Origin of the sequence: Plantactinospora alkalitolerans (assembly GCF_015690345.1) — a bacterium.
GTDB lineage: Bacteria > Actinomycetota > Actinomycetes > Mycobacteriales > Micromonosporaceae > Plantactinospora > Plantactinospora alkalitolerans.
In genome coordinates this window covers 79,824-92,381 of record NZ_JADPUN010000422.1, presented here as the reverse complement: position 1 = coordinate 92,381, position 12,558 = coordinate 79,824, and the positions used below count along the sequence as shown (strand labels likewise).

Annotated in this window: 25 protein-coding genes; all 25 read left to right on the top strand. The window is 68.8% G+C overall.

The window, feature by feature from the left end:
• The first annotated feature begins 147 nt into the window (after positions 1-147).
• Entirely contained in the window at positions 148-561 is a 414-nt protein-coding gene (locus I0C86_RS41320; protein ID WP_196206746.1) for a hypothetical protein, read from the top strand.
• 459 nt (positions 562-1,020) lie between these two features.
• Complete coding sequence (locus I0C86_RS41315; RefSeq protein ID WP_196206745.1) at positions 1,021-1,419, top strand: hypothetical protein; 399 nt, start codon at positions 1,021-1,023, stop codon at positions 1,417-1,419.
• A 10-nt stretch (positions 1,420-1,429) separates the two neighbouring features.
• Positions 1,430-1,834 (top strand): hypothetical protein, encoded by a 405-nt coding sequence (locus I0C86_RS41310; RefSeq protein ID WP_196206744.1) that lies wholly within the window; start codon positions 1,430-1,432, stop codon positions 1,832-1,834.
• Between the two features lie 85 nt (positions 1,835-1,919).
• Positions 1,920-2,237, top strand: coding sequence for a hypothetical protein (locus I0C86_RS41305; RefSeq protein ID WP_196206743.1), 318 nt, complete (start codon positions 1,920-1,922; stop codon positions 2,235-2,237).
• A gap of 38 nt (positions 2,238-2,275) precedes the next feature.
• Positions 2,276-2,725: a hypothetical protein gene (locus I0C86_RS41300; protein WP_196206742.1), complete on the top strand. Its 450-nt coding sequence runs from the start codon at positions 2,276-2,278 to the stop codon at positions 2,723-2,725.
• A 94-nt stretch (positions 2,726-2,819) separates the two neighbouring features.
• Positions 2,820-3,185: a hypothetical protein gene (locus I0C86_RS41295; RefSeq protein ID WP_196206741.1), complete on the top strand. Its 366-nt coding sequence runs from the start codon at positions 2,820-2,822 to the stop codon at positions 3,183-3,185.
• Positions 3,186-3,265: 80 nt separating this feature from the next.
• On the top strand, positions 3,266-3,496 hold the full coding sequence (locus I0C86_RS41290; protein WP_196206740.1) for a hypothetical protein: 231 nt from the start codon (positions 3,266-3,268) through the stop codon (positions 3,494-3,496).
• A gap of 81 nt (positions 3,497-3,577) precedes the next feature.
• Positions 3,578-4,186: a hypothetical protein gene (locus tag I0C86_RS41285; RefSeq protein WP_196206739.1), complete on the top strand. Its 609-nt coding sequence runs from the start codon at positions 3,578-3,580 to the stop codon at positions 4,184-4,186.
• Positions 4,187-4,262: 76 nt separating this feature from the next.
• A complete protein-coding gene (locus I0C86_RS41280; RefSeq protein ID WP_196206738.1) occupies positions 4,263-4,625 on the top strand; it encodes a hypothetical protein in 363 nt (120 codons plus the stop codon).
• 79 nt (positions 4,626-4,704) lie between these two features.
• Positions 4,705-4,857 carry a hypothetical protein gene (locus I0C86_RS41275; protein WP_196206737.1) on the top strand — a complete coding sequence of 51 codons (153 nt, stop codon included), beginning with the start codon at positions 4,705-4,707 and terminating at the stop codon, positions 4,855-4,857.
• Positions 4,858-4,939: 82 nt separating this feature from the next.
• Positions 4,940-5,305, top strand: coding sequence for a hypothetical protein (locus I0C86_RS41270; RefSeq protein WP_196206736.1), 366 nt, complete (start codon positions 4,940-4,942; stop codon positions 5,303-5,305).
• 136 nt (positions 5,306-5,441) lie between these two features.
• Positions 5,442-5,675, top strand: a complete 234-nt coding sequence (locus I0C86_RS41265; RefSeq protein WP_196206735.1) for a hypothetical protein — start codon at positions 5,442-5,444, stop codon at positions 5,673-5,675.
• Positions 5,676-6,057: 382 nt separating this feature from the next.
• Entirely contained in the window at positions 6,058-6,606 is a 549-nt protein-coding gene (locus I0C86_RS41260) for a hypothetical protein (RefSeq protein WP_196206734.1), read from the top strand.
• 87 nt (positions 6,607-6,693) lie between these two features.
• Positions 6,694-7,092 (top strand): hypothetical protein, encoded by a 399-nt coding sequence (locus tag I0C86_RS41255; RefSeq protein ID WP_196206733.1) that lies wholly within the window; start codon positions 6,694-6,696, stop codon positions 7,090-7,092.
• Positions 7,093-7,223: 131 nt separating this feature from the next.
• Positions 7,224-7,364: a hypothetical protein gene (locus tag I0C86_RS41250; RefSeq protein WP_196206732.1), complete on the top strand. Its 141-nt coding sequence runs from the start codon at positions 7,224-7,226 to the stop codon at positions 7,362-7,364.
• 70 nt (positions 7,365-7,434) lie between these two features.
• A complete protein-coding gene (locus I0C86_RS41245; RefSeq protein ID WP_196206731.1) occupies positions 7,435-7,734 on the top strand; it encodes a hypothetical protein in 300 nt (99 codons plus the stop codon).
• A 98-nt stretch (positions 7,735-7,832) separates the two neighbouring features.
• Entirely contained in the window at positions 7,833-8,357 is a 525-nt protein-coding gene (locus I0C86_RS41240) for a hypothetical protein (RefSeq protein WP_196206730.1), read from the top strand.
• Between the two features lie 69 nt (positions 8,358-8,426).
• Positions 8,427-8,786 carry a hypothetical protein gene (locus I0C86_RS41235; protein ID WP_196206729.1) on the top strand — a complete coding sequence of 120 codons (360 nt, stop codon included), beginning with the start codon at positions 8,427-8,429 and terminating at the stop codon, positions 8,784-8,786.
• Positions 8,787-8,870: 84 nt separating this feature from the next.
• A complete protein-coding gene (locus tag I0C86_RS41230; RefSeq protein WP_196206728.1) occupies positions 8,871-9,077 on the top strand; it encodes a hypothetical protein in 207 nt (68 codons plus the stop codon).
• Positions 9,078-9,148: 71 nt separating this feature from the next.
• On the top strand, positions 9,149-9,472 hold the full coding sequence (locus tag I0C86_RS41225) for a hypothetical protein (protein WP_196206727.1): 324 nt from the start codon (positions 9,149-9,151) through the stop codon (positions 9,470-9,472).
• A gap of 75 nt (positions 9,473-9,547) precedes the next feature.
• Positions 9,548-9,940 (top strand): hypothetical protein, encoded by a 393-nt coding sequence (locus I0C86_RS41220; protein ID WP_196206726.1) that lies wholly within the window; start codon positions 9,548-9,550, stop codon positions 9,938-9,940.
• Positions 9,941-10,022: 82 nt separating this feature from the next.
• On the top strand, positions 10,023-10,424 hold the full coding sequence (locus I0C86_RS41215) for a hypothetical protein (RefSeq protein ID WP_196206725.1): 402 nt from the start codon (positions 10,023-10,025) through the stop codon (positions 10,422-10,424).
• Positions 10,425-10,512: 88 nt separating this feature from the next.
• Positions 10,513-11,394, top strand: coding sequence for a hypothetical protein (locus I0C86_RS41210; protein ID WP_196206724.1), 882 nt, complete (start codon positions 10,513-10,515; stop codon positions 11,392-11,394).
• 78 nt (positions 11,395-11,472) lie between these two features.
• Positions 11,473-11,823, top strand: a complete 351-nt coding sequence (locus I0C86_RS41205; protein WP_196206723.1) for a hypothetical protein — start codon at positions 11,473-11,475, stop codon at positions 11,821-11,823.
• A gap of 17 nt (positions 11,824-11,840) precedes the next feature.
• Positions 11,841-12,548 carry a DNA cytosine methyltransferase gene (locus I0C86_RS41200; RefSeq protein ID WP_230395619.1) on the top strand — a complete coding sequence of 236 codons (708 nt, stop codon included), beginning with the start codon at positions 11,841-11,843 and terminating at the stop codon, positions 12,546-12,548.
• The last annotated feature ends 10 nt before the right edge of the window (positions 12,549-12,558 follow it).

The following is a 12,558-nucleotide window of genomic DNA, read 5'->3' as shown; positions in this document are numbered from 1 at the left end:
TGCCCACGGATAGGGCCGTACGTAGGGAGATATGCCATGCACGCTTTTGGTGACCGACCGGCAGAGATCCACGCGGGAAAGCCTCTGATCGTCGGTATCGATCAGGGCAGCAACGCCCATGGCATGAGAGTACGTCGATGCGATGGCATGCTCGGCCGGATCGACGGTGCACACTGCACCTACGGCGCAACCGTCCAGTGGGACAACGGCACGCGCTACTACATCGACTCGGCGTGCCTGACGCGCGTGCACTGGCGTGTCGGTCACAAGACGGATGCCGTCGGGTCGGACCTGAGCACCGTCACCGAGCACGCTGACTACGCGGATGCGCTCGACGCGTTCCGGTGCCTGCTCGAATCGATCGCGGGGGAACTGTTCGGCGAGTCGCACACGTGCGAGTGCGACTCGGACGACGAGTGCGAGCCGTGCGCGGCAGAGTCGGACGCGCGTTCATGGCTGGCCGACCGGCTGACCGGACGTACCGACCCGGGGCCGCTGGAATTCGCGCACCGTCCGGAGTCGTGGGGGGTAACCGCGCTGTTCCGGCTGGAGCGCATCTAGTCACACCCATGCTTCCCGCCCGGCACCGTGCCGCGCGCCCGGTGCCGGGCGGAGTGCCCCATGGGTAGGGCCGTATGAACGGGAGCGTTTCAATGCGTCAGCTTTGGGACCACACGAAGATCCACTACACGGACCGTCGCGACGTAAACGGGCGCACGGTCTACACCGTCACGCACCACGGCGAGCCGGTCGGCTGTGTCTCGCGAGGCGCACGCAAGTCGGACGGGTGGCGGTACGCCGAGATCACGGAGGGCAAACCCACGGACGTAACGGCTGGCACCAAGTGGAGCCCGTCGCACGAGACGCGCGCCGATGCTGCCGACCACTTGCTTTCCGCGCGTAGCCCGTCTGCCGCGTGGCTTTCCTGACCACACCGTCAGCGTTCCGACCGGCATCGTGCGCGTAGCCCGGTGCCGGTCGGTGTGCCCACGGATAGGGCCGCACGTAGGGAGCGTTCCAATGCAGTACGTACTCCGGCATCCGATGATCATCACGGCTTCACTGGTGCCTGGCATCCGCGTCAGTGACGGCGAGATCCGAGTCGAGGCGGTAGGCCAGGAACCGAACGGCCGCACGCACTTCCGCTACGTGATCGAAACACCGAACGGCCGCTACGAGAGTCCGAAGACCGGCCGGGAGGTTGTGAACGGCCGGGAGGTGCCCTCGCTGACGGTTGCGCCGTTGGCTGGTGAAACACTCGGCGATCTTGCGGCGCGCGCCGCGTCTCTGCTCTGCGAAGAGTTGGCCTCGGAAGAGTCGGACCTCGGATGGCTGCCCCGTTCCGTACAGGAATGGGCGCGCGACAACATGTGTGACCTGTACGTCGCCTACGAAGAGTTGGAAGCGTTGCGCGACTGACCGTGCATCGATGATCGCTCACCGTGCCGCGTGCCCGGTGGCCGGTCATGGGCGGACGGTCCGACCTAGCCAATCCAGGGGGTATCCCATGGCAGAAAGCGCGTTGCCGTACCGGTGGACGTACGGCAAGGGCAACAACGACATCACCGCACAGCCGCTCTACGCCGAGGATGACGCCGAAACGGCTACCGCATTCGAGGGTGCTCACGGTGACATGCTGCTGATCCACCTGGTTCGATCACCGCGTCGACTGTGGCAGATCGACGCGACCGAGGCGTTTCGACTCCCCGTGTTCGCCGACAGCATGCGATTTCGCACGCCCGGTGACGCGCTGGAATGGGCCGCGCGCCGTGCCGGACGGACGCCCGTGGAAGCGGTTTGCCGGTGCGGCACGCCCGGCGCCGAGTGCGACTGACCGTGCACAGATGATCGGCCACCGTGCCTAGCCCGGTGCCCGGTCACGTGTCGCACGATAGCGACCTGAGGTATGGAGGTACGTCATGGCCAAGGTTCACACCCTGTCCGACGGTACGACGATTCGCGTCCGGATCGAGCGGGGAATCGTCGGCAGCGTGTACCACGAGGTCCCATCCCGTAAGCGGCCGGGCGGCCGGCTGATGCGGGTTGACTCGCACATGTTCCTACTCGCGGGCAAGCGGGACGACATGGTGCCGGTCAGTCACCCGGATTACGCCTACGCGGCAGACGACACGGCGGGTGCCGCGCTGGCACTGCGATTCTTCGTGGAAGGTGCCGAGTCGATCATTCGCGAGGCTACGAAAGATGGCCTACCGGTCGAGCAGTACTACGGCGGCTGACATCCCCGTGCGCATGTTCGGCCGGGCATCGTCCACTCGTGACGGTGCCCGGCCGTGGATTCGCAAGGATTGCGGTCCAGGAAAGGCTTGCCATGTGTGACGACTACATTCTCGAAATGGTAACCAAGGTTGCCGACAATCACCCCACCGAACACCTTTACCGTCGCCTTACCTTCGCGGCCTGCCAGGCCATCGAAGACGGGGACGTGGGTACCGGTGCCACCCCCGACGACTACCGCGACGCCTACGCGGGCCGATCGGGCAGGTACGACCGGAGCGACTATGCAGCAGTTGTCGGCATCGCCGTACGCGACGCGCTACGCGAGTACGTCGAATCGTCGTTGCCGTCCGGCCACGTAGTGGCCGTGATGCTCGCGGAAATGCTCGACTACGGCAATCGGGAACTGTGGACGATGTTCGGCGAACACTACATGCCGGACCCGGACGAGGTTTTCCCGGACGACACCGACCCGGACGACGCCGACTGACCGATCACCCTGCCTTCATGGTGGCCCATCACGCCGCGCGTGGTGGCCTGCCATGGGGTCGCACGGTAGCGACTGCAACCCGAGAGGGTGACCCATGATCCACAACGAGATCCGCCCGGAGTTGGCCGACCGTCCATCCCGCTACCTTCCCGGCCGCACGGTGGCCGACGCGGCACGGGGCGCGCTGGCCTCGGTGCTCGACCAGCTCGACAACCCCGAGCCGGGGGTCGTAGGCGTCGCGCACTGCGGCGCCGAGGACCGGCTCGACCACGGCCGACCGGTGCGCGTGTTCGTGACCGATTCCAGCCCGGCCGTGTCGGTCGTCTTCCTACTCAAAGCGGGCGAGCCCACGCCGGCTGCGCGGCTGGAGTACAGCGAGGGTGACGGGCCGGTCGCCGTGCCGGTGCCTGACGGCCGTATCGCGCCGCTGTACGCCGCGCTGTGGCGATACGGCCGCTGACCCGTACGCCGATGGTGCTCGCCCGTACGGGGGCGGGCGGGTGCCACCGCCGGATGGTCCGGAGGGAAACGAGGTTGACCATGCAGACGCTCAACGTTGGAGAGTTGTACCCGGTGGCCCCGGGCGAGTCCGCGCCGTCCGGCCGCGCTAAGGCCCGCGTACGGGCGACAGGCGAGACGCGGTGCCCACGCGCGGGCGAGTGGTACCTGTCTGGTGCGGTGATCGAGGGGTACCGCGCCAAGACGGCACTGAGTACGGAGTACCCGATTGGCGTCCTGGTACAGGGCCGGCTGGCCTGGCAGGAGAGCTGACCGTACGCCGATGGTGCCGGCCGGGCCACGTGTCCGGACGGTGCCACCGCCGGATGGTCCGGAGGAGACAGGGGCATCACCATGGCACGCATCACGGACGCTGAGGTCAGCGCGGTGAACGACCGCATTGCCCAGGCCAAGACCACAGACGAAGCGTTCGAGATCATCGATGGGCTGACCCGTACCATGCTCAGCCGCGTACTCGACCTGAACCACATCACCGACGGGCGCGGCGTGGCCGCCCGGAATGCGTTGGGTGCCGCGCACGGCCGGGACCGCCACGCCCGCGACAACGGCCAGCCGGCCGCGCCGGACAGTCTGCACGACAACGCGGGACGCAAGTACGTGACCTATAACGCCTCGATCACCAAGTCGGACGGGTCGGACACCAACGCCTACGGCGAGCCGTGCGAGCCGGGTAAGGGCTACCGGGAGTTGGCCCCTAAGCGGGGGTTCTACCCGCAACGGAACTACTCACGAGACTCCGGCGAATCCCCGGCCGCATGGCTGGCACGGGTCCTGCGGGATTCGCTCGGGGCGATCGAGGGATACAACGGCTGTCCGACGTTCTACGCGTCCGACACGGTGTCGGACGGGCCGGGTCGCACGGCGAGCGTCGCCGCGCGTGCCGTGGGGTTCACGGACGACGAGGAGATCGAGGCCGCGCGGCTGCTCGGTTTCCTGCCCTGACCCGTACGCCGATGGTGCTCGCCCGGTCCGCCGGGCGAGTGCCACCGCCGGACGGTCCGGAGGGGAAGGGGTAGAGATGACCACGGACAACAGCGCCACCCGCCGGGTCATGGCTGGTGACGCCGTGCGCCTGGCCACGCCGTGGCGTGGCGGCAACATGGGGGTCAAGGTCGGTGCCGTCGGCGTGATCGACGGCATGCTCGGCAAGCCGATCGATCAGGGCTCGATCACGTTCAACGCCAGCACGTACCGCGATGGTCGAGTGGTCCGCTGTTCCGGTGACCCGGCGACGATAGCCACGGTCACCGCCGAACTCCGGTGGACGGGCGAGACGACCGAGGTGACGGTGTGGCGCTTCCGCAACGGCATGCGCCGGGCGGACAACCGCGAGGAGTACACCGTCACGGTGCCCGTGTGGGACTGGTGCCCCGGCGTCTGACCGTACGACGACGGTGCTGGCCGGGTCACGCCCGGCCGGCGCCACCGCCGGATGGTCCGGAGGAGAGAGCGAGGCAGCCATGTTTCCCGGTGCCGGGGCAGAGATTCACCGCAACGAGGCCGGCGAGCCGACCGGCTGGGACGCCCCGGGGCACGACGACGCCCCGTACGACCCGGACGACTACCTACCGGAGGGCGACGACGAGGGCGACGACGAGGACGACGACGACTGACCCGTGCGCCGTTGGTGCTGGCCGGACAGGTGCCGGCCGGTTGCCATCGTCGGATGGTCCGGCTAGAAAGTGAGGCACTTCAATGGAAGACAACGCGTCCGTCTACCGGCAGGCCACGATCACGGTTCGCTGCCGCTACGGGGGTGACGAGCGGGAGCCGTACCAGCCGAACGTCATGGCCGCACTGGAAGGGCTCGACATGGCGCTACACGCGCTGAACCTGGCAGGTGGCGGGTACCCGCTCGGCGCTCAGGGCCGGGGGCCGTACGGAGCCGCAGAGACGGCCATGCGGGTGGCTCTGACCGAGGGGTACGGGGCGGAGCTGGCCGAACGAATCATCGACATCCGAGTCGAGTCGGGGGAAGACATGGCGTACTGCATCGACTCCGCCAAGCGGGAGGCCGCAGAGCTGGCCGCCGAGGCGACCCTCGACGCTGCCGACGACTAGCCCATACGCCGACCGCTGACACCGCACGTAGCCGGTGCTGGCCGGGCACGAGTCCGGCCGGTGCCGAGGTCGCGCGGTGCGACATGGGCGCGGGCAAAACCATGCCCACAACGACGAGGACTGGGAGAAACGACGAGTGAACAACGACGACATACGCGACCCGTACGACCCGGATCTGGCGCGAGAGGCCGCGAGGAGTCGCGCGTACCGCATCGCCCAGCAGAAAGAGGCGGCGGCGCGGATCGCGGCCGGCATGACGGATGAACAACTCGCAGACGCGCTGCGGACCTTTCAAGGTCTGGTCGCCAGGCAGGCCGCGCTGCCATGGTCCGTCGACATGCTGCGGGCCGAGATCGTCCGGCGCGGCTGACGGCCCGCGTGCGTCGCGAAACACCGCACGTAGCCGGTGCTGGCCGGGCACGAGTCCGGCCGGTGCCGAGATCGCGCGGTGCGACCTGCCTTGACCGGCATGGAGGTACGACATGGAACTGACTCCGGGCTGCGGTATGCCTGGCGCTCCTGTGGCGACGAAGAACCCTGATCATCAGCCCATCGTGCCCATGGCTGGCGGTGTCCCGCCGCGTTGCACGTGCGGCTTCAAAGGCGGGAACGGGGTCACGACCGGCCCGCTCCTGGCGGATCACCTACGGGAGTACGACCCGACGTACTGAACACCGCACGTAGCCGGTGCTGGCCGGGCATGAGTCCGGCCGGTGCCGAGGTCGCGCGGTGCGACCTGGAGAGGGGCAACGATGGCCCGCGAGTTGACATTGCGCCCGGAGATCCGGGCGTTGCAAGATCGCCTGACCGCCGAGCACCCCGACATGCGGTGCTACGACGGGTTGTGCCTGCACAACGAGGCGACGCCACCGCTGCCGGCCGGGGTGTCCGCCGTGGTGGTCCGCGATTGGAGAAGCACCACGGCCGCCCGGGGTCTGGTGGTCCTGATCCGTTTCACCAGGCGGGAGTGGGGCGGCTGGCACGTCGTGCGGGCCGACAACGGGCGGGGCCTCGGTTGGGCGGTACGCGAGGAGTTCGGCGAGTATGCCGGCCAATGGCTGGCGTACGTGGGATCGGACGCCTTTCGTGGTACCGGTCCCGACGACCTAGGGCACGTGCTGGACGCGGTGCCGTCGCACCTTCACCGGTCCCCGGACGGCAGCTCGGTTACCAGCGGGGTAGTCGACTACGCCGATACCCGGTTCTGGGCCGCGTTCGCGCTCGTGTCTGAGCTGGTGCGCGAGCAAGCACCAGCCGTCGGGTTCGGCCCACATGGAGCCGTGCGGCCCTACGGCCGATGATCGCCACCGCACGTAGCCGGTGCTGGCCGGGCTGATGGTCCGGCCGGTGCCGAGGTCGCGCGGTGCGACCTTGGAGAGGGGGCGACGATGCCCACGACGACCGCTGACCGACTGGGCATCGACGCTCGGGTTGAGCAGCTACAGGCAGAGATCGACGCGGCCGGCGGCTACGCCGTGGTGCCGGGCTTGTTCGATCTGGCGGGCCACCTGGTGCCAGCCAAGATCATCGACACGCGTCACGGTCCCCGGTGGGGCGTGCTTGACCCGGCCGACCACGGCGCCGCGCCGTTGCGGTGGCTCAAGGTGAGCCCGGTCAACCCGGCAACTCTGGAACGTCACGGATACCGACAGGGCCGCGTGCTTGCCCGTGCGCGGGCGTTCAAACGGCCGATGTACGGCGGTGGCGAACGCCCCGCCGTCGTACAACTCGACGGCGGGTACTCGCCGGACGTAACGGTGATCGACAACGGATACCGCGAGGGATGACGGTGCTCGCCGGGGTAACCCGGCGGGACGCCGCCGGCCGCGCGGTGCGGTAACGGAGAGAGGCGATCATGAACAGCCACCACGAAGGCGAGGCCGGGCGGCCGAACGATGCCGACACGGGAGATGTTGCGATGTCGGTCGTGATCAGCGGCCCCATCGATCCGGAGCTGGACGGCCAGTTGCGCCAGTTCCTGGCGCGACTGGCCGAGAAGAAGGCGGCCGGGGAGCTGCCCGACATCGAGATCATCGACAACGGCGTCCGCGAGGGATGACGGTGCCGGCCGGGGTGACCCGGCCGGACGCCGCCGGTCGCGCGGTGCGGGCGGAGAGAGGCGGAACGACATGCGGTACATGGTGCGTACGTCCGTGGTACGGGTGATCGGACGTATCTGGCAGCCGGGACACACAGCCGGGCAGGACATCACCCTGACGTCGAGCGACGTGGACAACGCCCGGGACGACAACGGCAAGATCACCCGCGAGTCGGTCGGACTGTGGCTGGACAGCCACGCGGGCGACTTCGCCGAGATCATCGACTTCGAGGCGTCGGTCGAAGACGGAGACGCGACGATCGACATTCCGTGGGCCGACGAAGAATCGGAGATGACCTACAACGACTGCATGTGCCCCGCTGAGGACTGACCGGCAGTCACCCCGCTCGGGTGATGGTGCCGCACGGGCCACGTGTCCGTGCCGCGCCATGTCGCGAGCGAACGACTCGCGCAACGATCGGAGAGAGCATGAGCGACGAGAGGGCGGCGGCACTGGCGCGACGGACCGAGGGGTACGCCGCGAAGTTCGCAGCCGAGACGGTCAGCTACGAGCCGCCCAGCTTCCCGGGTGCGTCGGACGCAAACCTGGCGGCAACGTTCGCCCACTGCACCCGCGTGCCGAAGGCGGACGAGTACCCGGCGATCCGTGACGCGCTGGCGCGGCTGTGGCCGCTGGCGTTGGTCCGGGTGTGGCGCAAGGACGAGCGGTGGTACGCGGCGGTGCCGCTGGCCAACCCGGGCAAGCGCCAGGTGCCGGGCGACGAGGTCGAGCGGTTGTGCGGTCTTGCGGCTGAGGCGATCGGTCTCGCGTCGCGTGGCCAGCACGGCGAGGTGATGCCGGCCGGGCCGACGATCGCGGGCGGTCCGGGCGAGGTGGGGTGGCACATCACCCCGGCGTTGGAGCCGCGCGAGTACCTGTTCACCGATTCGCCCCTGCCGGGCCTGTGGCCCCGCGACCGTCAGGGCAACGTGATCCGCACCCCGCTCGGGTGATGGTGCCGCACGGGCCTCGCGTCCGTGCCGCGCCACCGTCGAGCGGTTCGATGGAGGACGGAGATCGTGATGGAGAGCGACGACGCGTTGGTGGCCCTGCTGCCCGCCCTGCCCTACAGCTACGTCGGCAGCGGGTACGACTGGATGGGCGGCCTCGCCGGTGGCTGGTACGCGGTCGGCGTGTGGGGCTCCGACGGCTGGGATCTCGGCAACTGGCCGTACGTCATCGTGGCGCACTACGACGACGGGGTGTACGGGCGGGTGTTGTACTGCGAGGGCGACCTCACGATCGAGGCGTACCCGGAGGTTGACGCCCGAGACAAGGCGACCAGCGACACGGCCGTCTTCTACTGGCGGCACTACGGCCACGGCCCGAAGGACCTCCCCGCCGAGGGCGAGGCGCCGCTGTACGGGCCGTGCACCTGCTGACCACCCCGCTCGGGTGATGGTGGCCGCCGGGCTTCGGTCCGGCGACCGCCACCGTCGAGCGGTTCGACGGAGGAGGGGCCGATCATGCCCAAGCCCAGGGTCATCACGAAGTGCGTCGCGAACGCTTACACCGGGCCGGACGAGCGAATCGTGGAGGTGTCGAGCAACACCGGCAACGGTCAGGGGTGCCTGATCAACATCACGAACATGCCCGACGGGAGTCTCACCGTGGACGTGTACGGCATCAGCCAGGGCACCGAGGTCCGGGTGAGTGCGGAACGTCGTTCCTGACCACTACCCGTCCGGCCCGTCTCGTACGGGCCGTGGCGGTGGTCGCCAGGTTGGCGCCGGAAGGGAGCACTGTGGAGAGGGACGAGAACAGCACGCGCACCGAAGGTGACGTAACGATCGAGCGGGCCGGGGCCGACGAGGAGCTGGTCGTCCTGTGGGATGACGGCGCGTCGGTGACCGACATCATGTCGCTGTGCCAGCGGTTCGCCCGGTGGCACAGCGAGCCGGACGACGACCGACGGCGCGTGCAGGCCGTGTACGTACGCCGTGGTGACGAGCTGATCCGCGCGTGGCTGCTCACGCCCCGCGTGGCGGGCAACCGCGTACGAGTCACCGTCAGCAACGAGCCGAACGACGCAGTCCACATCGCTCGGGGCTGGTACGACGTCCCCTGACCGCTCCGGTTCCGCCCGGCTCGACCGGGCGGCTCCGAAGTCGCCAGGGTGGCGGCACGAAGGGAGGGCCGAGACGTGGCCAGGATCAACGCGTTCGGCGCGGTGGAACCGATGCGAGTGCGCTTCGATGCGAGCGAGGTCAACATCATCGCCCAGGTGTTCACGACGTACGCCGCGCTGGTGGCGGTGTTCGGCGAGCCGGACCAGCGAATCGACGGCAAGCCCGACGTGCACGCCGGGTGGCAGATCTACACGCCGTTCGACAGCGTCGTCGTGTTCGACTTCATGGCCGACGGGCGGCGCCAGAGCGGCTGGTGGCACGACGAGCACCCCGACGAGGCGATCCCGTACTCGATATCCGGCCACCTGGAGGGCGCCCCGCACGCGTTCGCCGTGGTGGTGCTCGCACTTGCCCGCGCCGGGCAGCCGGTCGAGGTGACCGCTGGCCGCGCGGGCATCACGTACTGACCCGCGCGGGTGATGGTGGCGCATCGGGCGACCGGTGCGCCGGCCACCGCCGAACGGTTCGGCGAACGAAAGGGGACTGACCATGCCCACCATCAACGACGACGGCACGGTGACCGAGCGCCCGCGCTGGGCTGAACTGAACAGCACCGATCTCCGCGCCCGGCTGCTCACGACGTACGCCGCGCTACGGGCGACGTTCGGCCCGCCGTACCAGGTGCTCGACAGCGGCCCGGACCTCTCGCACGGTTGGTACATCAAGACGCCGGCCGGGTGGGTCAACCTGTACGACTACGACCGCGACGAGCTGCCGGCCGGCTACCGGTACGACGAGCACGCCGACGAGGTCCGGTCGTACAGCGTCGGCGGGTGGCGCGAGGACCACCCGCACGCGTCGGCGTGGGCGGTGCACGCGCTGATGTCGGCGGGCCACGCCGTGGAGATCGAGCTGCTTCGTGGCCCGAACCCCGATGGCACGTGGGGCTGACCTGACCGCTCCCGTGGTTGCCCGGCTCACTGCCGGGCGGCTGCGGAAGTCGCCAGGGTGGCGAACGTCCGTACGACTGGAGATCACGATGACCGATACGAGACCCGAGGTGACCCCGGACAGCACGCCCGCCGAGATCGACGCGCGCCTGGTCGAGCTGGCGTGGGCGATGGCCCGCGAGATGGCGGTGCTGGAGGCGAAGGGCGCCACGCCCGACCAGCAGGCCGAGGCGGAGCTGGCGTACGCCCGCCTGGAGGCCGAGTCCGAGCCGCTGGAGCTGGCATACGCCAGGCGTCAGTGGCCCCGGTGGTACTGGGTGCCGAACGGGCACATCCACCGCGAGTACAAGGAGTGCAACACCCTGTGGCCGAGCACCGAGCGCAACCTGTACCCGGCCGCGTCAGACATGACCGGCGAGCAGGTGGTGGTGCTGCGCGGCTGGCACGTGTGCACGGTGTGCGTGCCGGCCGCGCCGACCCTGCCGGCGTTTCGCACGCCGGGGACCGCCGGGGTGGCCGAGCAGGAGGCGTCCGGCGACTGCCCCAACCGGACCCCGGTCCAGGGCGGCGTGGACTGGCGCAGGGCCTACGTGACCGGCAGTTGCGAGTGCGGCGCACGTGGGGTGTCGATAACCCCGCTCGGGTACCTGCGGAAGCACCCGCACGAGCGCAAGAAGCTGGACGCCGACCAGAAAGCGCGGATCGAGGACCCGAAGTTGATCGGCGCTCCGGACGGCAGCGTGCTCCGGGTCGACGGCGAGGTCATCCGGACGGTCGTGACTGCTCAGAACAACTACGTACGGTACATGGAATACGCCGCGACCTGGGGCAACACGGCGGCCGAGAACCGGGCGCACGCGAAGGTCATCGCCGAGGCGTTGGCCGCTAAGGCGGGCGTCACGGTGGAGGAGATCGTCGCTCGACTCCAGCCCCGAGTGGACCGGAAGGTCCGCGAGTACAACCGCACCTGACCACTACCGTCCGGCCCGGTCAAGTCCCGGGCCGTGGCGGGGGTCGCCAGGGTGGCGGGCGCAAGGAAGGAATGGGCTATGCGCGAGATAACGGTCGGCTCGGCGAAGCTGCGCGCGTCGTTGCGGGCAACGGTCGGCGATGCCGGGGGAAGCTGGGCCTGGAGCCTGATAAGCAGAGGGGTGGCTTGCGAGGGCGAGTACAAGGGGTTGCGCCTCGCGTCTCGCCCGCTTCCCGCCTGCGAACGGCAAGCGTTGATAGACCTACTGGAGATGTTGCTGACCGATGGCGAGACGTGGTCTCTTCACGGAGTCGCCGGGGACGGCGGCGGGTGGCGCACGACGCCGATCGTTGCTCAGTGGGCGCACGAGCACGAGCGAGACCTCGTAGCTGCGCACGATTCCCTCGACGAGGAAAGGCTGTCGGAGTGAGCGGAGATACTCTCGGGGTGGTCAACCCTGAGAGTGCCGTCGCGGTCGCGTCGAACGCCCCCGTGGTGCTCGAACTGTTCTCGTGTGCGTCCGGGGCAGGGATGGGTTACCACCGTGCCGGGTTTCGAGTTGTCGCGGTAGACATCGAGCCGCAGCCCCGAAACCCGTTCCCGTTCTTTCAAGGCGACGCGTTCCACCTCCTGCCGCAACTACTGGCCCAATTTCACCCTGCCGCCCTTCACGGCTCCCCCCCCTGTCAGGCGTACAGCCCCTTGAATGCCTATAACAAGAAGGTGTATCCCGATCTGGTAGACCGGACGAGGGAAGCGTTCGCCGCAACCGGATTGCCGTACGTGATCGAAAACGTACCGCAAGCCCCGCTGCGAAACCCCACGCTGTTATGCGGAGCTATGGCTGAGGTGGGGCTGCGCGTGTACCGCCATCGTTCATTTGAAACGAACTGGCACCTTCCGCAGCCGACCCACCTGCCGCACCGAGAACGCTGCACCAGAAACGGCTACCTCCCGACACCCGAAGCGCCGTTCATGTCCATTCATGGCGGCAAGCACAGCAAGGCGTGGCGCGAGCGAGCTGCGCTCGAAATGGATGTGCCCTGGATGGGCACCATCCGCGAGGTCTGCGAGGCGATTCCTCCGAGGTACACCGAGTACATCGGAGGACATCTTATGGCCGCTGTGCGGGGCGAACCCGCCAGGGCCGCCTGACGGTTCCCGT